Below are 20,986 nucleotides of genomic sequence, written 5' to 3' on the forward strand. Positions count from 1 at the left end.
CTTCCTTCTATTTTATCTTACTAAAATACCCATTCGAGGAGCCTACATAAAGCTGCCCATCAATGACCGATAAATAACCACTCAGCAGTTGATTTGGCGTAAAATCGTAATACCCAACTCGAACGTCTGAGAGTCTATTCACAGCTTCTCCAGTCGATTCGTCTAACACATACATATTACCGAGACCTGGAAAGACGGCGATCAGCTTGCCGCCATACTGTACAATTGAAGCGCCATCCGTTTGCTTGCCAGGAACACTCGAAGATGTCCAGCGCTGCTCTTCCTTTTTCAAATCAAAAGACATCGCTTTACCATTCAGGCGATAATATAACAAGCTTCCTTCTATTTTCCCGAATTCAGCTCTTCCTTCTAGTGTAAATAACGGCCTGCCTGACTTAACTTCGATTAAGGAGCTTTTCACGTTTTCACTATACAAGTTATTATCAGATGACTGCTGTAGAAACACATAATTTTCATCAATAATGTCGTAACGGCTATAACCGGCAAGAGGCAGGCGAAGCCCATCCTTACCTGTCTTGGCATCTACTAGCACTAATTCATCCACCGTCCTCGTCCAAAAAGCTTCCGAACGCTCCGCATTACGAACACTATCCGTCACTTCTTGATCTAAGGCCGCTTTACGCTCCGGCTTCTTCCAGAGCACCTTTCCAGTCAACGGATCGTATGCTTGCAGCTCGTTCAAAATGACAGGGCTCATGTCCTCACCAGCCTGTACAAGCAGTACGTCTTGATTGCCGACATCACGAACCAATTCTGAAGCTTGTGCTAGCTCAATATTCCAAAGTTGCTTGCCTGTTCCCATGCTCCACCCGATGAGATCATAAGTAAACTTTTCTTCAGTGGTGCTGATTCGCTTTGATTGTACGGCTGAGATCACGTTTTTGGATACAGCAAATGAGGTTACATCCTTACCATTGTCCAGCTTCTTTTGCCACATTTTTTGTCCGGTAGCAGTCTTTAATGCCTGAAGCGTATGAACTGGACGGTCATCTTGCATGGAGCTTTTAAGAAACGCTATTCGTTCTTTATCCTGCGATAAACCGTAATCATGTCTTCCAAAGCCAAAATCAAACTGCCATTTCTTGCGACCCGTAACTGAGTCAAGCGCATATATATTCGAATTATTGTGCATACCGCTGAAACCGCCATCCTCGCCTGCGATGAGAAGAACATTACCAACCTTCTCAAGTAGAAAATTGAATCCGAGATCGGACTTGAAGCGCCAATTCCACTGCATATGCAGCGAAGGTACAAGAGGCCCCTGAGCACTAACACCAAATTGTGGTGCAACTAATTCGGAGGAGTCTCGGTACATCGAATACCGAAGTGTCCCCGCTTCTGACCAAGCAACGATAAGCTCATTTTGCTCACCCTCATAACGCCATAATGGAAGGGTCCGAGCTTTTTCTTCTATTGATGCTACATTTTCGGAAGACTCTTCGAACGAAGGTTCACCAAAGATCGCCTTCACGCGAGCTTTCTCAAGACCAGGCACAAGTACACTCCGCACAGCAGCAGCTACCGCTTGTTTGCTATTTTCAATCTCAAACAAAGGCGCAGCAGCACCAGCTGACGTTACTTGATCCTTACGAATCCATAGAAGGCCATAGGATTTATCACCTTCGTCACTATCCGGTACGGCAGCTCCATACCAATCCCCATATTGCTTGTAAGCATAGAGGGTATCTCCCTCTTTCATAGTTGTGGCATCACCTTGTGAATTCGGATACCACTTCGCTTTAGCATTTTCTTTTGCTTTTAACGATAGAGGTGCTATATCTTTCACTTGAGCGGCTTCTTTTGTTAAATACCACACGGGTACAAACCCACCGTATCCCGATTCGTCCTGAATTTCGGCAAAATCATCCGACAATGTAACGACTTTATATTTTGCCCGTGCATCTACAGAGATGAACTTAACAGCTCGTGTTCCTCCCCACCACTCATAGGCATTCGTGTTCATATATAATGTAACTGGCTTATCCAGCTCTATCGCATGCTCTCTAGCTACAAGATTATTTTCTGATGAGGATGACGACAGCCCCTTAATAGCAGGCAGGAAGCTCCTGCGTTTCCCTGAAGCATCCGTATCGTAGAACACAGCGTATAGCAGCTGCCCTTCCTTGGACCATTGAATGACGAGTTTTGATTGGCCCTCTTCATATATGTATTGATCAATGACACTCATCTTACCGTTCATCATGATGTAATTCTCTCCAGATGATGCTGGTATTCCAAAAAGCGTATGAACCTGATCTTGGGTCAAATCATCTTTTATTTCACTTTTAATCGTATCGATCGTAATCGGTAGAGGAGTTGCGACTTCTTCTTTTTGGACGAGCTGCACAGCATTCGCGGGTGTTTCCTTAGCGGATACTTGATTTGATGGCATGTCGTTAATGGCATTGCCCTCACATCCAACAAGCAAGGCGAGCAGCACAACGATTGCTGTCGTTTGATATTTTTTGATAATCATAAATACAAGGCCTCCATTGCACACTAAAATCTAATGCGCCCGTAGTTTGGCTTTATTTGGTAAGTATGACGACTAGAGTGATGAAAAAGTTGCGTTTAGGATGACAGTTATATGTTGTCTATATGATGATTCAGAGAGTTCAGACCATTTAAGAATTGGTACGACTTTTTTGAGAGTCTATTTGAAGTATCGGCTCTCTGATTCACTGAGAAACGTCGATTAGTAAGAACTTTAGAAGCCTGTTGTTGTATTACCTCCTTTTTGACTTAGCTGGATGGCTATTGAGTTGCTTTATGTGCGTAGTAATAAGACTTGTTTCTAGATCTATTTGAGCGTTTTTGGTCGGTTTGAGCGAAATAGAGCTAATTTCTAGTTCTATTTCTTTTAGTTTTGCTCTTCAAAGGCAATTCGGCGGGATCCACGCAGTAATAAGTCTAGTCTTTAGTTCTATTTATCTGGTTTTGCTCAGTTTGTGCGAAATAGCGCTAATTTCTATATCTATTTCTGTAAGTTTCGTGCTGCAGAGAAAATTCGGCTGAAGATGCGCAGTAATAAGTCTAGTTTTAGTTCTATTTGAGCGTTTTTGGTCGGATTGAGCAATATAGATCTAATTTCTAGATCAATTTCCGTATAACTTGCACCGCAAAGCTGCTTAGGCGGGATGAGCTTCGTGATTAATTGGATGTTAACAAACTATTTCCCCCAGCGAGCTTCAAATGCCACGCACAAAAAAAAGAACGATTCGTTTGACCGAATCGTCCTTTCATAAATTTACTTCTTATCCACCTGAAGCAGCTTAACCGTCTTTGTAGAAAAAGTATCCTTCAGCTTTTCCTCATTAATGACGTTCAGCTTGACCAAGCTTGCAATTTTTGAGCCATCCGGCTTCGATAACATTCGCCATAGCTCCGGATCTGGCAGCGCCTCATAAAGCTTGTTGTCGTCGTATTCCTTACGCTCCTGTACAACCACTTTTACTTTATGGCTCCCAATCTCCAGCTCATTTGCTTCCTGCTCAGCCAAGTAGCTCATAATGGTCTGCCTGAGTTCTGTCAGCTCCTGCTCTATTTCTTTTTGCTTTTGTTTTTGCTGGTAATATCTGCGTACCGTTTTTTCCAACCTTATCACGCTCCTCTCTATTACATGCTTATGCATAGAAGAAGCATTTTAGGATGAGTAAGACAACCTGCAGCACGATCAATAAATGTCTTTTCTCATAAACACCGTAAACGAAACGAGCAGCGAACCGGCCATCCAAGCGGCCAGCACGGCAATCGAGAAGCCAAGTGTCATGCCTTCGATTGGAGGAGCAGATCCACTGACATAGTCCATCAAACCAAGATTGACCATGAACAAATATTTGGCCGAATCCCATGAGGATACCATGTTGCTAAGAATAGCGCCTGCAATTAAGCAAGCAAGCATCGTTCCCATACCGGCTGCGCTGCTTCTCATCAGAATAGACAGCATGAACGATAACGTTCCCACTACAAGCGAGATAAACCATGCAAGTCCAAACTGCTGAATGATAAACTGCCATTGTGACACCAGGCGGACGCCTGATATGTCGAGCTCGCCTCCTTGTGTGGAGAAGCCGGTTAATACGGGAGCCGACCAACCTTGATTACCGAACATAACGGCTGAGATGAGATAAGACAACAAACCAAATATGAAAATAACTAAGGAAACGGACAAAATCAGCGCGATATATTTGCTGAGCAATATTTTAAACCTGCTCACCGGGCGAGTGAGTAGCAGCTTAATCGTTCCCATACTCCGTTCTGAGGAGACGATATCTACCGCAATAATCATGATGAGCAACGGGAGAAACAGCTCCGCCGAGTTTTGAACAAAACCTCTAATGAAGGTTGGCGCTCCCGGCTCAGAAGGATTCACATTATTGTTCAAATAATATTCGGATTGTTTGATTTGAATTTGAATTTGCTCTCGCCACTGTCCTGCGCTGCTCAACCGATTTTGCATATCCACAATTTGCTGCTGCAATTCGGTGCGCCAATCCACGTCACCCAGCCGCTCCTTTATGGATTCTGCCTGTTTCGCCTGCGCATAAGTAAACATCGAGAGAAGAACGATAATAATGATCGAGATGACGATAAAACGTCGTTTGCCGACCAGCTTCGTCATTTCATTTTGAACGAGATTAATCAATCGACTCGCCTCCTGTCAGCTCAAGAAATAGATCTTCAAGCGCGGGAAGCTTCCGATTCATCTCCAGCACACTTACCCCAGCCTCCACAAGCTTGCGATTCCACTCTCCAACTGCGTGTTCAACGTAAGCTGTCGTAACCGTATCCGTTGTCTCACCAAGGACAGCCGTAACATCGCCAAGTATCGATCGTCCTAGCTCTTGCGGCTGCAGCCGCCATACTAGACGTTCTTCGCTGGACAGCAGCTGCTTAACCGAATCCACTCGAATGATCTCGCCTTTGGAAATAATCGCAACCCGGTCACACATCAATTGAATTTCATGCAGCAAATGGCTCGATACGAGCACGGTCAATCCTTCTTCCTCGGCTAGAAACCTTATAAAAGCACGCATTTCTCTAATGCCCGATGGATCAAGCCCATTCGTTGGCTCATCCAATATGAGGACATCTGGCTTGCCAAGCAGAGCCTGAGCGATCCCAAGCCGCTGCCTCATCCCAAGTGAATAGGTGCTTACTTTATCATTCACTCGATCCTGCATGCCAACAAGCGCGACAACCTCATTGATCCGTTCCTGCGTAATTCCATTAATCATAACGGCAAAGTGGCGAAGATTGTCCATTCCGCTGAGGAACGGGTACAGCTCTGGGTTTTCTACGATACATCCTAAGTGCCGCATCGCTTTTGTAAAATGTTTCGCAATATCCAAGCCGCATATATGGATGGTGCCGGAGGATGGCTTAATTAAGCCGACCAGCATGCGAATCGTCGTCGTTTTTCCTGCTCCGTTAGGGCCTAGAAATCCAAATACTTCGCCGCGCTTCAGCTCAAAGCTTAAATCCTTGATAATCGTCCGCTTGCCTATCACCTTCCGTAAACCCTGAACCGCTAATGTAATGTCGCTCATGATTGTCCTCCTGCATCAGCAATTAACGAGGCTACCCGCTCAGCCATTAAGCGATACCCTATCTCATTCGGGTGGAAATGATCCGTAAATAACAGTTTCTCTGCATTCAGCTGAAACAAATCATAGGTTGGAACCAGAACGGCTTTCGAATGCTGCGCCAGTGTCTCAGCAGTTTTACTATTCCAGTTCCTAACCACAGTCGACATTAACTCACCATTTTGGAACTCGCTGAACGGATTGTACAATCCAAGCAAATAAACGGTCGCTTCTGTATTAACGGCACGAATGGTCGTCAAAATCGTTTTTAGATGATTCAAGTACGCTTCTTCTAAACCCGAAATGCTTGCCTCAGACAGATCCGTAAGCGATTGACCACCGAGAAATAAGTCGTTGCCGCCAATGGTCATCAGAATAATGTCTGCTTGTCCAATTTGCCGCTCGATTTCCTTTTGTTTCATCTGCTCCACTAGCTCTGAAGAGGTAAGCCCCTTAATGCCTAAGTTAATTAAGGAAACATCTGTACCGGACTGCTTCAGTTGATCGCTGACATAACCCACATACCCTTTTCCTTCAATGTCGCCTGTACCTCTCGTTAACGAATCCCCTAATGCAATAATCTTTAATCCGCTTGATGATTCTGCTGGTTGTTCCGTATCTTGCGATACAGATGATTGGCTTGCTGTTCCGAATAAATAATCCTTTATCGACCAGCCTAAAGCAAATATCCATAAGAGACTGGCTAGAAACGCAAAAGAGGTAATCATACGAACTTTTTTACTATGCATCCCCGTCACGCCTTTCTATTTCTGTAGCTGTTATATAGTTAGCTGAACCATGTAATCACTTGCTGCTGCATCTGTGCATTGTTCTGCTCAAACTGGCTTTTTCTGTGACCATTTGCTCCTGAGGGATGCGGCATTTCGAACAAGCATCGTTCTTTATCTATCCATCCCTTGTCAGCAAAATGCTTGACTACATCGGATACCGACTTGCCAAGCGGGATGACAAGCGCATCTTTTACTGCCAGCAATTCTGGAAGAAAGATACTCTCAGCATAGTGATAAAGCGTCTCTGATTTCAAAATAACAGGGCTGTGCCCAGTGTAATTTTTACCCTTTATGAACACGGGATACCTTATTGCTGAAGTTGTATGCAGTAAATCTCTAAGCTCATAAAATAATAGCTCGCTGCTCTTTATGCCAAGCGCTGCTGGCAATCCAATTTGATCAAGCATGTCGATCAAATTTTTCCTCATAGAGCCTGCAAAGCTGGCAAGCTTCTTCGCGCGTTGATCAATGAGGTCATAAGACACCCCGTTTACAAGATCCTCCCGCGCGCTGCGTATGGCTACCTCCATTTGGGTAAAGCCTGGCGTAATGCCGATAATCATCACTTTAGCAGCAGTATTCACATATTCGTAAGGCACATAATAAATCGACATGTCCTGCTCTTCGTGAAGAAGCAATTGTTTCACGAACAGCTGCTCCTTGGACAAGCTGCCGGGCGGGAGCGACTCAATAAAAGGTTTATATTTTTCAATTTGTGTCACCGTTAACCGCCCCTCCGCTCAATCTGTATGTTCTTATTTCAACTCAACCATATTATGCGCGCGCGCAGGATAGTCGGTAATAATGCCGTCGATTTCGAATTTAAGCACCTCTTTTAAATTTCGCTCGCTGTTAACTGTCCACACCCATACCTCGCGGCCTTTTTTATGCGCACGCTCCACAAGCTGCTCTGTCAGCATAATCTGTTCAATGGTATAGAAATCAACATCAAGAAGCGAAAGATCACCGAGTGCAAAATATAAAATTTGCCCAATTTTAATATCGGGGTTAAGCGACCGAATATGCTGAAGCGTAGACCGATCGAATGATTGAATATAACAGTCCTGCACCATATCGAATTGTTCAATTAATGCAACAACATGCTCAGCCAATTGTTCGCCTGAACCGTATGGCTTAAGATCAATGATCAGCTTCGACTTCCCAAGCACTTCTCCAAGCACCTCGGATAACATGGGGATTCGCACAATCTCATCGGGTTCACCGCCAGCTTTGGCAATGTTCAGCCTCGCAATTTCCTCATAATCCAGCTCGCTCACCCGCTTCGGCACACCCGCCATACGCTGTAAATTATAGTCATGGTTCAGTACAACTACGCCATCCTTTGTCATCTGTACATCAATTTCAACGGCATCAATGCTTTGCGCCACTGAGCTGCGAATCGCTTCCAGTGAGTTTTCCGGCGCAACGAGCGTATCGCCGCGATGAGCAGACAAGAGCACGCTCCATTTTACATAAACCAATTGATCATTTGCAGCATAGCTGACAAACAGCGCAAGCGCTAAATAAGCAGCCAATATAGAGCTGTAGAGCACTCGTTTCCTCGTTCTGCCTTTTAGAAAAGTCATTAGACGCTGCTCAAGCGGACCTACCCAGCCATTTTTGAATAAACGGAGCTGATCTCGCGGCATTACGCCTCGTGTACGTTTAAAGTGATAGAAGAGCCTTGTCAAAAAGATAATATTAATCGGCACGAGCAGCAAAGTGAACATATAGGTTAGCACCGTTGTTAACGTTAATGAATAATGATTGGACACCGCTTTTAGCACATTGATGTCCAGCCACGCTGGCAAATATGCAACAGACGAGATGACGACAAAACCAAGCGCAAATACGAACACATTTAGCAAAAACAGATTAACAAAGATCGATAACCGCTTTCCCTTCGTCAATAAGAGACTGCTTCTGATTGCTACTCGAATGGACTTGTCTTCGATCATAATGAAATGCAAAACAAAAATCCATCTCAAGATGGTGTACACGCCCGCCAAAAGGAACAAGCCGTATAAAGAAAGCATCATCATAGACGAGCTCAAGACGCGGCTGTTAAAAAATATCGGGACGTTAAATTGTGCAAAAAGGGAAGTTGACAGCGGTGATTCAATAAACGGCACGAGAAACAATAGGAAAAACAACAGCTGAATCAAGCCGAATCCAAATAGTTTAGGCGTCTGTCTCAGCGTCGTCAGCACGGCATCTGAGATCAATACCTGTTTGCCAAAATAATGCTGCTGAGAAATCGTAATGACCACGCCAAACTCGATAAAAAGCACAAGTACTGCTACTAAACAAATCGCGATTAATCCAGCAACGCCCGTGTAGCTCAGTCCAATTTTGTAAACATCGCCATTCAATACAGAGCCCGATCCAAGTACACGAAGCATACGGTTAAAAATAAAAGAAATAATCGGAATGATGACAAAGCTCGTTAGGAGCATAAATAAATATTCAAACAACAAATGTTGCTTGTACGTTTCACGAAAGTCACGGATACTTCTACCAAGCCGCTTGAGCATGAACATTCATCCTATTCATTGTATGGTAATCAATAAAGCAAGAAATGGAATTGCTAAGCAACTTCATTTCCTTATTATAGCTATTTACCTACCCCCGCGTCGAATCGGAAAAATACAATAAAAAATCCGTTCTCTTCAATTGAAGAAAACGGATGCTCATTTTTATAAAAGCTAACGTTTGCCAGCCTATTGTTTCTTAATCGAATTGTTTTTCAAAATATCATTTTTCTTTTGAACCAGCTTAGCTGTGTATAAGGTGTTGTTCTCAATGAGATAGGCTGGTGCTCCTGTTCCCGCATATAATGTGGTGATGCCGATCGCAGCTAAATTGGTTGTAATCGTATTTCCTCTAATTACAGCCTTCAGAACGTCATGCGGATTATTCCGTTTCCAATAATCGTTGATGCGCACAATTTCTGTTTTATCGGAGGTTAGTTTTTCCGCTGTAATCGTATTATTCTCCAGCAGCAGGTTTTTCGCCGATTGGACACTAATGGCTTGAGAGTTGCCTAATAGCTCGAATGTCGAATTTTTGATCGTCAAATCAAGCTTCGGATGTTCAGCAATCACTAATGTGCTAAGCGCTGGCGGTGATTGAAAGGTACAGCCATCGAACACATATTTGCCGGCTTGTGAAATCGCAATCGATCCAAATTTACCCGTTCCCGCGGCTCCGATAAATTCGCAGTTGTTATATGTGGCAGGAGGCAGCGTTAACCCGGAATCGGTATTAAAGCCGGTTACCTTTAAGTTATCGATGATCGAGCCCTCGGTTATACCGCCCGTTACAACCCTAAGCTTGCCCTCGCCGTTAATCGTTATGTTTTTCAATCGAATCGGTTTTCCCCAAAGCGATAGACCAGAATCACTCTTTTTGTTGTTATTCATAATGATGTTCGATGCACTCACTCCAAAAGAATCCTTCGCACTAATTAAAAACATAGAGTCCGTAAAGGTCATTCCATCTATTTTGATATTAGGACCCGTAAACGAAGTATAGGAATCATTCATCTTGTTATCGATAAATGTGGCATCGTGAGCCGCGGCAATACGCGAGCCGTCAAAGTGATTGCCTTTAATCATGGCCCCTTTAAATGGATCGGAGATGGCTAGCCCAATCGCACCTTTTGATGCCAAATGATTGTCTTCTACGATTGCGTCTTTTCCATCATATAGAATGACATCGTACGAAGCATTATCGTGAAATTTATTGCTTTTGATCGTAATATTGCTGTTGCGGTGTCCGTTCTCGCCAAAACCGCCCTCCACATCTATTCCCGACTGCGGCATCGTCCCTTTGATATGATGAAGAACGTTGTTCTCAATAAGTACTTGGTCAGCACCGCCGACCGTAATCCCTTGCCTACGGTTATAAGCAAATTCAGAATTTTTCACAACCACGTTTTTCGTTACACTTTTGTTCCAAAATTCCACATAGGCGCCTTTTTTGGTCGCTTGCTCGAATACAAGATGGAACTGCGTCGCTCCTTCCGGTATGTCGATGAGCTCGCGCACCTTCACATTTACCAGCTTCTTAATAAAAGCTCCGTTCGCTTTATAGAAGAAGATATCAAATTTATATGGCAGTTTAATCGCATTCGACAATTCAAATTGTTTCTCCGTTTTAAAAATCGTGTTCGTAAAATTAAGAGGCTGCTTCGTTCGAAGCTTTTTTGCATTCGCGACATTTTTTCCTTTATCATCGAATGCGCCTAATACAAAATGATCTTCATACAAATCCTTTGCCATCGTGCCATAACCGCCCAGTATGAGACCATCGCCTGTAAAATTAATCGATTTCACACCGTCAATGGTAATATCATAAGCTCCTTGTGTAAAAATGCCATAACCAGCTTCATGTGTGCCTGAGCTGTGCTTATTGTCTTTTTTAGAATAGTTATGTGTTTCCCTGTCACCTGCATAGGTCCCGCCTCTCAGCGTGACGTTATGAACGCCATAACCCAAATACATGAGTTGATACGACTCTTTATCATTTGTTTCCTTCTGGAGCACCACATCCATCGGGAGATCAAACACCATATTGCTGACCATATTAATCCGGTTAGCTTTATCGATTAAATAGGTACCCGGCGGCAGTGATGTCGTCGTTTTCCCATTTTTAACCGCCCATTGCAGTGCATTGTTAATGCCCTTTGTTGTCTCAACAGGATGTGTGCCATCGTTATAAATGCCAAACTTAGAAAGTTCAATTAGATAATAGTCTTTGGAATCCGACGCTTCTGCCGAAGCCTGATTAGGTATTAGCAATAGCTGTAATCCGAGCATTAGTGACATGACTAGCTTTAATATATTCACTTTAAGCCTCCTATTTGCGGTTCAAATCATCTGATTGCAAGAAATAAGTGCTCCTCCTTTCAACCTCTTAAATATACCACTACCAATATTCTTTATAAAGAACAAAATCCTGAATTTGGTTCGTTTAGTGGAAAAAGGGGCTTCCTTCCTATGTAGTAAGATGCAAAAAAAGAAGCGAAACAAAAGAGCAGCTTGCTCTTTCATTTCGCTTCTTCTGAATTTAGGCTGCCGGCAATTCCAGCAGTTTATCTGCTACTACGGCTGCCATTTCTCTCGTAACGACCGCTTTTGGATTAAAGCTGCCGTTCGAGCCCTGCATCAAGCCATTCACATATACGGCATTGACGTATGCTTTTGCACTTTCATGAATGCTGCTCTCGTCTTTGAAAGGAAGCGAATCTGTGCTGCCCTTAAGCTTGAAAGCTTTGGCAATCATGATCGCCATTTCTTGTCTTGTTACCGCTTGGTTCGGTTTGAACGAGTCTATTGTAATCCCTTGAATGATGCCCAGTTCCTTGGCACGCATAATGGCTCCGTAATACCATGCGCCAGGCTGAACATCCTTGAACACTTTTGCTGCTTCATTAGCAGGGGCTTCCTCCAATAGATTGATGAGCAAGGTTGCGAATTCAGCTCTTGTCATCTGCTTCTTCGGATCAAAGCGAAGCTCCGAACCGCTTACCCCTACCATAACTTTGGCTTCGAACACGCTATAAACAGCATCATAGGCCCATACGGAAATGAGGTTGTTGTCTACAAATTGCGGCTTGCTGCCCGTCAATTCTGTATCTGCCGAAATGTTGAACAACGCCGGCTTTTGCTTGCTATAGCGGTCGTACGCGGCTAACGCCATCAACGCTTGCTCCGTTGCCATCTCATTTGATGGCTGACCGAGTGCATGTGCAAAACTACCATCCGCAAGCTGGAACCTTAATAAGCTCGTTAGGAGATTCCCGTTCTTTTTCATAAAGCTGGATTCCATTGGACTAATTCCTATAGCTGCCAAAGCAATAATAGCTTGAGCTACACTCTCACTGTTGTCGTCTCCAAACGCGTTAAAGCCGCCATTTACTTGCTGTTCAGAAGACAGCCATTTTACAGCTTTGTCGATTGCACTTTTCACTTTTACTTGTTCTTGGTAAGGAGCGAGTGCGCTAATCGCCATGGCGGTTATATCTAAATTATCCTCGGATTTCTCCGATAGTGGGAATGCTCCACTCGTATTTTGCTGGCTGAGCAGCCAGTCTATTAACTTCGCACGTGTCCATGAAGCGTTTGTAGGCACCTCGTAGTTACCGCTATCCATAGCAATCAATGCAAAAATCACGCCATTCGTACCTTGATTCGTCATTCTCGAATGATTGTAGATGCTTTGAATGAGATTGTAGCCAGCGAAGGAGGCTGCATCTTCACCTGCCGCTCTAATCGCAATAGCCATTCGTTCAAGGTCGGTTACTTTGCGGAATTCACCTTTGTTCTCTTTTAAATAAGAAGCCAGCCCGCTCAAGTAACTCGCTGGCACCGCATGACCAGAACGATATAAGGCAATCGCTTCCCAATCGCTAATGGTGCCGCTGCTTAAGATTTGTTTCGCAGCTGATGTCATTTCATTCTCTACCGCCATCGTTTCTGCCGCTGCTGCGCGCTGCATAGGCAGCAGAGCCGAACTCACGCAAGAAAGCATTAATGCGTATATAACCAGCAATAATAATGGTTTATGCGATACATATTTTTTGTTCATCCTGAATCCACACTCTCCTTTCAAGAAAATAGCTGTCCCGCAGCTATTGCAATAGCCTACGAGACAGCTTAGTAAATTATGATTTCAATTCATGAAGTCGGATGATCGTAACAGCAGCCATCTCACGTGTAACAAGAGCTTGTGGATTAAACTTGCCGTTATCTCCTGTCATCAGACCTTTTTGGTAAGCTACATTTACATAAGGAACAGCCCACGCTGCAACAGCGTCACGATCCTTAATTGCTGCTTGTGGTGCATTCTCATCAGCTAGACCTTTAAGTCTAACTAAAACGGCAGCCATTTCTTGTCTTGTAATCGGTTGGTTCGGTGCAAAAGAAGTTTCAGTTACACCTGACATCAATCCTTTTTCTTTGGCTGCTTTAACATAACCATAATACCATGTCCCACTGTTAACATCCTTAAAGCCGGAATCCTCCATAATAGGGTCTGCTCCGGAGTACTTAACCATTAGCGCTGCAAATTCAGCACGCGTCAAATTACGTGTAGGCTCGAATGTTGCATTGCTCGTACTTGTGCCTTGCATGAAGCCTAGAGCCGTTGCTTTGTTTACTGCTTCCAAAGCCCAGCTTGCAATTTTTGATTCATCTGAGTATTTTGTTGCAGATGGATTTGGCTTTACTTCTGGGTCTTTTCCAGGAACCTGTCCACCAGTATCCCCTGGAACCGTTGCTCCAATATCCGCACCTAGATCCTTCGTATATTGCCAGCGAACATTATCTCCTTTTTTAAGCACATATGAACCTGCACTTATTTGCGGGAAGGTTCCATTAACAGAGTACATCCAACCGCTTTTCTCACCATGATCAAATTCAGCAAGACCACCAATTGCTTGTACGTAAATACTTGAATCCGAACCTATATATTTGAAAGAAACACCCTTCTCTTCAAGCACACGTTTAAGTGCAGTAAAGGCAGTATCACCTTGTTTAAGAGTTACAGTGTATGGAGCAACCAAATCACCCGTGCTGACAGTACGCTTTTCAACTGATAGAGTAATGGTCTCCGCTACCGGAAGGGTACCACCATCTCCACCAGTCGAAGCTGTCGTTGTTGTATAAGCTAAAAACTCTGTGAAATGCTTTGTTTTAATAATAAGATCGCCGTTTTGATTATAAGCATAGACCTCATCCGTACGAGCTGATGAATCAGCATATTTCTTAATTTGCGTGAACACACCTGCTTGATCTACAAATCCAACTTCTTTATCGCCTTGACCTTTAATAGTAAGGGTAACATGTTGATTAAATTGTATTTTTTCATTTCCGCCCGCTTGTATGCGAATTGAAATTCCATCGACTTTTTTATTGTCAGCAGACAAAACACTATTCAACTTAGTCGTTAGACCGCTATCATCTATGCTCAAATTTTTAGGAAGCAGCAGCTTTTGATCCCATGTTGATGTAACCTTTGTATTAGCTGGAATCTCCAACGTTGTCGTACCACGAATAGCTGTTACCTGTGGCAATGCAGCCGATGTAAATGTAAGACTGATATTGTTAGTTACATGCGAATTGCTTGCTGTACCAAGAGTGACAACCTTCTCATTCTCATGAATTGCAAAATTTTGATCCGTTGTTTCACTCACTTCACGAGGTATAGCGATTACAATTGGATCGGATTCTTTTTTGCCAACTAACGCAGCAGCTAATGCTTTAACGGTTATTGTTCCGCCTTTTGCTGTACCTTCAAAAGAAATATTTATGTTCTTGCCATCTTGAACAAGTGATTTTACTTTTAGATCTGTATTTCCAGTATCAATAGTCCAATTTTCGATATTGGCCGCAACGCTAGTGAACTCGTCACCAGCAAGCTTTACGTCAATCGACGGATTATCAGCACCACTTGTAATCGTTGATTGTGTAGAAAGTTCAGCATATCTGCTGTAATAGAAGCGAACGACATCTTTTTCCTTAAGCTCATATGCGTCTGCGCCAACTTCTGGAGCAATCCCATTTACTTCATACATCCAGCCGTCCCAGCCGCCAAGACTGCCGGCTGCTTCCCCAGCTATTTCTGATACATAAGGGCCGAAGTTGCTTTCCGTTATTTTATAACCAATCTTTGGCTCTGCTCGATCAAGGGCATTTTTAAATACATCTAAAACCATTACTGGGTTTTCTGTATTCTTAAGTGTCACCGTTTGCTTCGTATAAATTGGTGATGAAATGCCATCAACCTGAAAATCTACAGTCACAGAATCAGAAACTAAAACCGGAAACGGTTCGCTCTCCTTCTTACTCTCTGAAGCTGCTGCTAATGCTTGTAGTGTAAATGGCTTGTCTTTTGCTTTGCCCAAAAGACTAATCTTAATGTGCTGATCGTTCGTCTTCTCAATTGATTTAATCGTCAGTCCTGACGTATCCGAATCAATAGCCCAGTTGCTTGCAATAGTCGCTTCGCTGCTGAAATGATCACCCACAAGCTTAACGTCGACAATAGGATCAACTGAGCCGGTGTTCAGCTTTGTTGTTGTAGAGAGCGCAGGGTAACGACTGTAATAGAATCGGACCTCATCATTTTCTTTAAGCTGGTATGCATCTGCACCTACATCTGGCGCAATGCCATTGACCTCGTACATCCAGCCATCCCAGCCGCCAAATGAACCAGCTTCTTGTCCAGCAATTCCTTGAACATATGAACCAATACTACTATTTACAATATTGAAAGTGATAGGTGGATTTGCTGTATTAAGTGCCTTTTTTAGAGCATCGAGTGCTGTAACTGGCTTTTCATTCTGTTTTAAACTAACCGTTTTCTGATCATAAATACTTTGAGAAATACCATCAACTTTAACCTTTGTGTTAACAAAGACAGGAAGTTTTATTTCACCTAAACGTTGCCATACCGTTTTCTGATTTTTAATATCAGCAAGTGCAACAAGTGCTTGCTCTGTAGCGATTGAATTAGAACCTTTATCTAAATCGTTCTTAAATGCTCCATTCTGGAGCTGGAACAATGAATAAGTATCAAGTACTGATTTGTCATTAGCCATCCAGACATCAGACAACATATCCTCGCCAACGGCTGTTAATCCGCTTACTACGGCAGAAGTGCTGCTCGAGTTTTTTCCATACATGACATTTTCTTGGTTTAACTTTATAGTTTGCAAATAATTTTTCACTCTTACAATCGCAGCTTGAACAGCACTATCATTCTGATAATTGCCGAGTGCAAGCAGCCCCATACCAGTCATATCAGGATCAGAATCTTTTCCAAAAAATGCAAATCCACCGTCATTCAACTGTTTACTTAATAGATATTTTAATGCCTTATTCTTTGAGGTATCATCCCAGCTACCAACGTCACTCCCAAGCTTTGCACCCGTGTCAAGTGCATGCATCGCCCACATATGCCTGTTTGTTGAACCGGCGAATGACCCTGTATCCTTATTTAATTGTGCAGCTAACTCCGCATACAGATTTCGATCCGTTTCCCACGCATGCGCAGGATCTTCACCCATCGCGAGTAATGAATAAATATAGCGGATATGAGTTGTATCACTATCATTAGGCTTCAACCCCGGATCCACGGTCTTCCAACTAGGCAGCTTCCAACTGCCATCCTGCAGGTTTTCTCCAGCACCCCAAAGGGCAACAATTTCCCACCAAGAATTCAATGTTGTATTTCTATTTTTATAATACTCAACCGTCTTATCAATCATCTCATTCAATGACGTATTCGCAGAATGATCTGCCGCTTTACCTACTTGTGGTGCAAATAAAGTAAACACCAATACAAAACTTAAAATTGCAGGCAAACTCTTTTTCATAAATCTTTTTAAATTAAGCAATGTTTTCTCTCCCTTTAATCATTTTTGGCAACAAAAAAACATCTTTCCGTTTGTGGAAAGATGTTTGGATAAACACGTGCGCATGGAAACATAGGAATCCACCTATTGCAAAAGCACGAATAAACATCTCCCTCCCATCCTCGTGAGAAATATAGAGCGCTCCTATGGCAGGTCTCCTGGCTTCGCTTCATTGCTTAGACGATCTCCTTCCCGTCGTGATATGACAGTGGACAACATGATCGTCTGCTCCGCGATACAGTGGCGGGACCGCGTCGGATTTTGACCGAACTTCCCTATTAAGCTGCTTGTGAATAATAGATTCACGGCAGCACCATATTAGCTATTCTATGAAATTGTAAGTGCTTGTTTTGTGAATTGTATCAAATTTGAAAGGATTAGACAAAGGTTCTGACCGTTTTTTTTTCAACTTGTACGATTCCCTATTCGATTTCATGCGCCTATAACTAGTATTTCATCATAAATCTACTTCAGCTCCAAATTACTCAATTTTGAATCTCTTAATCGAACGCTGAAGCTCTTCCGAAAGCTCATTTACAGATGAAGCAAGCTGCTGCGTTTCAGCTGCGAGCTGATTTTGCCGCTCAGTGTCCGCTGCCGATTGCGCAGCATGAGTTGAAGTATCCTTGGCTACCTGCGCCATCGATTCAACGGAAGCGCTCACTTCCTCACTGCCTGCTGCCATCTCCTCCGTTGAAGCAGATACGTCTTCAATTTGTGAGGCTACAAGGCGGGATTCCTTCCATATCGTATCAAAAGATACCTTTAGCTCCTGAACGATGAGTAATCCTTGTTCCATTTCTTGCTCTCCTGCATTGACCGCGCCAACAGCATCGGCAGTCAAGGCTAGCACCTCATTAATCGTTTCTTCGATATGGCCCGCATGAGCCGAAGCCTGTTCAGCCAGCTTTCTCACTTCACTTGATACTACTGCAAATCCACGGCCATACTCCCCTGCATGTGCCGCTTCTATAGCAGCGTTTAGAGCGAGCAAATTCGTCTGATTTGCAATAGCAGCAATCGTGCCTGCCATCTCTTGGATTTCGGATGAGCGCTCATTAAGCTGCCCGATCACTCGTGATATCGAAGCCGTTGCCGCGCCAAGCCGTTCCATTTGACCAACTGCATGATCCGATTTTTCATGGCCCAGCTCCGCTGCTTGCAGCATATCGTTCGACGCTTCCGACATTTGGCTCGAGGAGTGAGCAATCCTTCCTACGCTCGTCGCCATTTCCTCCATAGACCTTGCTGCCTCAACTGCTCCGTCTGCTTGATTTTCCGCGCCAATTGCCATCTCATTCACAGAGGAAGCAAGCTGCGAGGAGAGCTCTCGGCTTTGCTGCGAGCCTACACCCAATCGGCCTGCAAAATCCGATACGGATGCGGCATTGTTCCGAATCGTCCGCATTAAGCCTTGCATATGGGCAATAAAATGATTGATTTCTTCGCCTAGGCGAGCAATTTCATCATTTCCTTTATTTTCTATACGATAGGTAAGATCCGCTTCGCTAGAATTAAGATTAATTGCAGCATGAACAATATTACGAAGCTTACGTCCTACCATAAATTGTGATAGCAGAAACAAAACAACCAAAACAACAGCCATCAGGCCGCCAAATTGCATGACAACCATCGTTCTTTCTGAAGCAATGAGCGCATCTGCCTTTTCTTTTGACAATGCAACACGTACCCCGCCCCAATGTTTGCCATCAATAATTAACGGATAGGAAATATCCCACGTTTCTACCGTTTTCCCGTCTATGAGTCTATTATATTTTTGCAGAAGGACATCGTCCGTCTTCGTATTCGTAGCGGCATTGTAGCCTGTTTTATCGTTAAAAATCCGATTGGCCCGGTAGTTTTGACTAAGGAGCCCCTCGTCACCCCAAGCATCTTTTGATTCTTCTCCCATAGGGCTGTAAATGCTATTATGTGTTGGGATATAGCCCGCAAAATTCGGATTTTCTGAATAAGCGCCTGCAATAGCAAAAATAACATTTTCCTCCGTCAGAAAACTATCCATAATGCCTTGCCAGCGGTAATCCGTATAACGGTCATAGGCACTATCATATTTCAGCTCATATTGAGATAGCGGAATGGACTCTCCATTGTATAAAATCGATTCTTTCCCCGCATAGGTTGAGTCCTTTAGCCTTTTTTCAGCCACTTTCTCACTTTCAGGATTTACAGTCAATGTATCGTTGAAAAAATCCTCTTTAAGCTTATTTCCGTCCCATTTCGTTCCATCCTCCAGCACAACACCTGTTTTAAAATCCTGCTCCGTAATATTCTCAAGTGTGCGAGCTAGCGATAAAACCATCGTGCGACCCTTTTCCAGAAGCTGCTGCTCGACAGCTATACGAGTAGATTTCCATTCATACATGAGAATCACACTAACGATTATGACTAATGCGGCGGCCATGACTAGCATAAATTTATTCGTCAACGAGCGTAATCCCATCTTCATTTTTGATAACCCCCACTGTTAATTTATCTATATTAAACCAGTTTAACTAAAATGTTATGTAAATTAAACCAATTAGATTGAAACTTCTTAAATAATACATATTTATATTGAAATTATTAATTATTTTATATGACTAAGTTTATGAATTACTAAGCTTAGGCTATCTACATACCTTATTAATACAAAAAAATCACCCTATTGCCGCAAACTAAGCGACATAGGGTGATTTTGAGATTAGCCTACTTAAGGTAGACTCCGATTATTTCAACGATTCACGAACCTCTAGCGTCCGCTTATTCCATTTTTCCGTTTCTGGAATCAGTTTATTAATATCTGCTCCATCAAAAATAATTTCATTCAAAATATTGTTCCAGTTGTATTCAGACCAAGCAGGAACGGTTACGCCCGGCTGTATTTTTGCATTTTCCTTTGCAATTTTAACAGCTTCCTTGTTTTTGCCTTCCCACATTGGCGTTTCATCATAATAAGCTGTCAATTCAGGATCGATAACTGAAGCATTAGCTCCTTGGTCAATCTTCCATTTTTGCGCTTCTTTTGAGAATTGGAAGCTAATCCATAGGAACGCTTCTTCTTTATGCTTGGAACCGCTGAGCAGTGAAAGCGGACCATAAATACTATAACCTGGTTGGCTTACTTTTCCTCTTGGGAAAGGCAAAACATCCCATTCAAATTTCGCATCCTTTTTGAGGCCAGGTAGTACCCAGTCTCCGCCGATCGCAAAGCCCGTTTTACCGTTAATAAATTCTCTCGATACATCGCCTTGTTCCTTAGCCTTCGCATTGCTCTGCATGGAGCCGTCTTTCCACACAAAATCTGAAAGCCATCTAACATCGTTCATTACATCTGGCGTATTGAGCAAGCTTTGTGTCAAATCTTCATTTAAGTAATGAATGTTTGCAGCATGTCCGTCAGCAATTGCTTTTGTGCTAAGAACGCGCATTTGAAATTCTGGCTGTGTCGTTAAGCCATATTCCCCTGCTTCTGGATCGGTAATTTTTTTGGCTACATCGCGGAAATCATCGTAAGTCCAATCATTTGCTGGCATTTCAACACCATGCTTAGCAAGCAAATCTTTATTGACGAGTATCCACATCGGTACGTCAACGAATGGCACAGCCAATTTTTTGTCTTTATACGTCATCGTATCAAAAAATCCTTGAGGCAGCTGAACATCTTGGAATGTCATATCCTTCTCAATATAAGGAGTCAAATCCTCAACCAAGCCAGCTTGGTCAAACGAGATCAAATCACTGTCGATCCAAGTTAAATCGGCTGGTGTTCCTGCCGCTTCCAAAGTAGCGATGATCTCCATAATTGGTTTTCCGTTTACAGGAACCTGTTCAATTGTAATCCATGGATATTTTTCGTTAAACATTTTGTATAATTCCGTGTAGGAATCAGACCATGAAATGAGTTTAATCGTAACAGGCTCATGCTTCTCTTCTGTAGCCGGTTTGGCTGCATCATCGGTAGGTGCATCTGTCGCTGTATTATTAGAAGGAGTGTTAGTCGTTTTATTCTTTTCACCATTGCCGGAGCAAGCTGAGAGAACGACTGAAAATAACAAGACCATACACAACATCCATGTCAAAGCGCTTTTGTTTTTCATTTTTTGGCCTCCTAAAAGTTTTGTGAAGCAAAACTAGCTTCGTAAGCATAGGCTAAAGTTTTGTAGAGCAAA

12 protein-coding genes and 1 riboswitch are annotated in these 20,986 nt (G+C 43.1%); all 12 genes read right to left on the reverse strand.

Annotated features, from left to right (window positions below):
- Window positions 1–7 precede the first annotated feature (7 nt).
- Window positions 8–2,497 carry an outer membrane protein assembly factor BamB family protein gene (locus AC1DOV_RS20175; protein WP_477550877.1) on the reverse strand — a complete coding sequence of 830 codons (2,490 nt, stop codon included), beginning with the start codon at window positions 2,495–2,497 and terminating at the stop codon, window positions 8–10.
- Between the two features lie 771 nt (window positions 2,498–3,268).
- Window positions 3,269–3,622, reverse strand: coding sequence for a hypothetical protein (locus AC1DOV_RS20180; RefSeq protein ID WP_477550933.1), 354 nt, complete (start codon window positions 3,620–3,622; stop codon window positions 3,269–3,271).
- 72 nt (window positions 3,623–3,694) lie between these two features.
- Window positions 3,695–4,666, reverse strand: a complete 972-nt coding sequence (locus tag AC1DOV_RS20185; RefSeq protein WP_477550878.1) for an ABC transporter permease — start codon at window positions 4,664–4,666, stop codon at window positions 3,695–3,697.
- On the reverse strand, window positions 4,659–5,570 hold the full coding sequence (locus AC1DOV_RS20190) for an ABC transporter ATP-binding protein (protein WP_477550879.1): 912 nt from the start codon (window positions 5,568–5,570) through the stop codon (window positions 4,659–4,661). The genes AC1DOV_RS20185 and AC1DOV_RS20190 overlap by 8 nt, the downstream gene beginning before the upstream one ends.
- Window positions 5,567–6,355 (reverse strand): SGNH/GDSL hydrolase family protein, encoded by a 789-nt coding sequence (locus AC1DOV_RS20195; protein WP_477550880.1) that lies wholly within the window; start codon window positions 6,353–6,355, stop codon window positions 5,567–5,569. The genes AC1DOV_RS20190 and AC1DOV_RS20195 overlap by 4 nt, the downstream gene beginning before the upstream one ends.
- Before the next feature lie 38 nt (window positions 6,356–6,393).
- Window positions 6,394–7,119 carry a uracil-DNA glycosylase family protein gene (locus AC1DOV_RS20200; RefSeq protein ID WP_477550881.1) on the reverse strand — a complete coding sequence of 242 codons (726 nt, stop codon included), beginning with the start codon at window positions 7,117–7,119 and terminating at the stop codon, window positions 6,394–6,396.
- A 33-nt stretch (window positions 7,120–7,152) separates the two neighbouring features.
- The gene (locus tag AC1DOV_RS20205) at window positions 7,153–8,931 is read right to left on the reverse strand and encodes a glycerophosphoryl diester phosphodiesterase membrane domain-containing protein (protein WP_477550882.1); all 1,779 of its coding nucleotides are present in this window, start codon (window positions 8,929–8,931) and stop codon (window positions 7,153–7,155) included.
- 186 nt (window positions 8,932–9,117) lie between these two features.
- Window positions 9,118–11,247 (reverse strand): right-handed parallel beta-helix repeat-containing protein, encoded by a 2,130-nt coding sequence (locus AC1DOV_RS20210; protein ID WP_477550883.1) that lies wholly within the window; start codon window positions 11,245–11,247, stop codon window positions 9,118–9,120.
- A 220-nt stretch (window positions 11,248–11,467) separates the two neighbouring features.
- Window positions 11,468–12,988: an S-layer homology domain-containing protein gene (locus AC1DOV_RS20215; protein WP_477550884.1), complete on the reverse strand. Its 1,521-nt coding sequence runs from the start codon at window positions 12,986–12,988 to the stop codon at window positions 11,468–11,470.
- Window positions 12,989–13,064: 76 nt separating this feature from the next.
- Window positions 13,065–16,799 carry a DUF4430 domain-containing protein gene (locus AC1DOV_RS20220; protein WP_477550885.1) on the reverse strand — a complete coding sequence of 1,245 codons (3,735 nt, stop codon included), beginning with the start codon at window positions 16,797–16,799 and terminating at the stop codon, window positions 13,065–13,067.
- A gap of 149 nt (window positions 16,800–16,948) precedes the next feature.
- Window positions 16,949–17,150, reverse strand: a riboswitch (cobalamin riboswitch).
- Window positions 17,151–17,298: 148 nt separating this feature from the next.
- Window positions 17,299–19,284: a methyl-accepting chemotaxis protein gene (locus AC1DOV_RS20225; RefSeq protein ID WP_477550886.1), complete on the reverse strand. Its 1,986-nt coding sequence runs from the start codon at window positions 19,282–19,284 to the stop codon at window positions 17,299–17,301.
- Window positions 19,285–19,543: 259 nt separating this feature from the next.
- Window positions 19,544–20,914 (reverse strand): ABC transporter substrate-binding protein, encoded by a 1,371-nt coding sequence (locus AC1DOV_RS20230; protein ID WP_477509271.1) that lies wholly within the window; start codon window positions 20,912–20,914, stop codon window positions 19,544–19,546.
- Window positions 20,915–20,986: the final 72 nt, after the last annotated feature.

The organism is Paenibacillus sp. 01T47, from assembly GCF_056398245.1.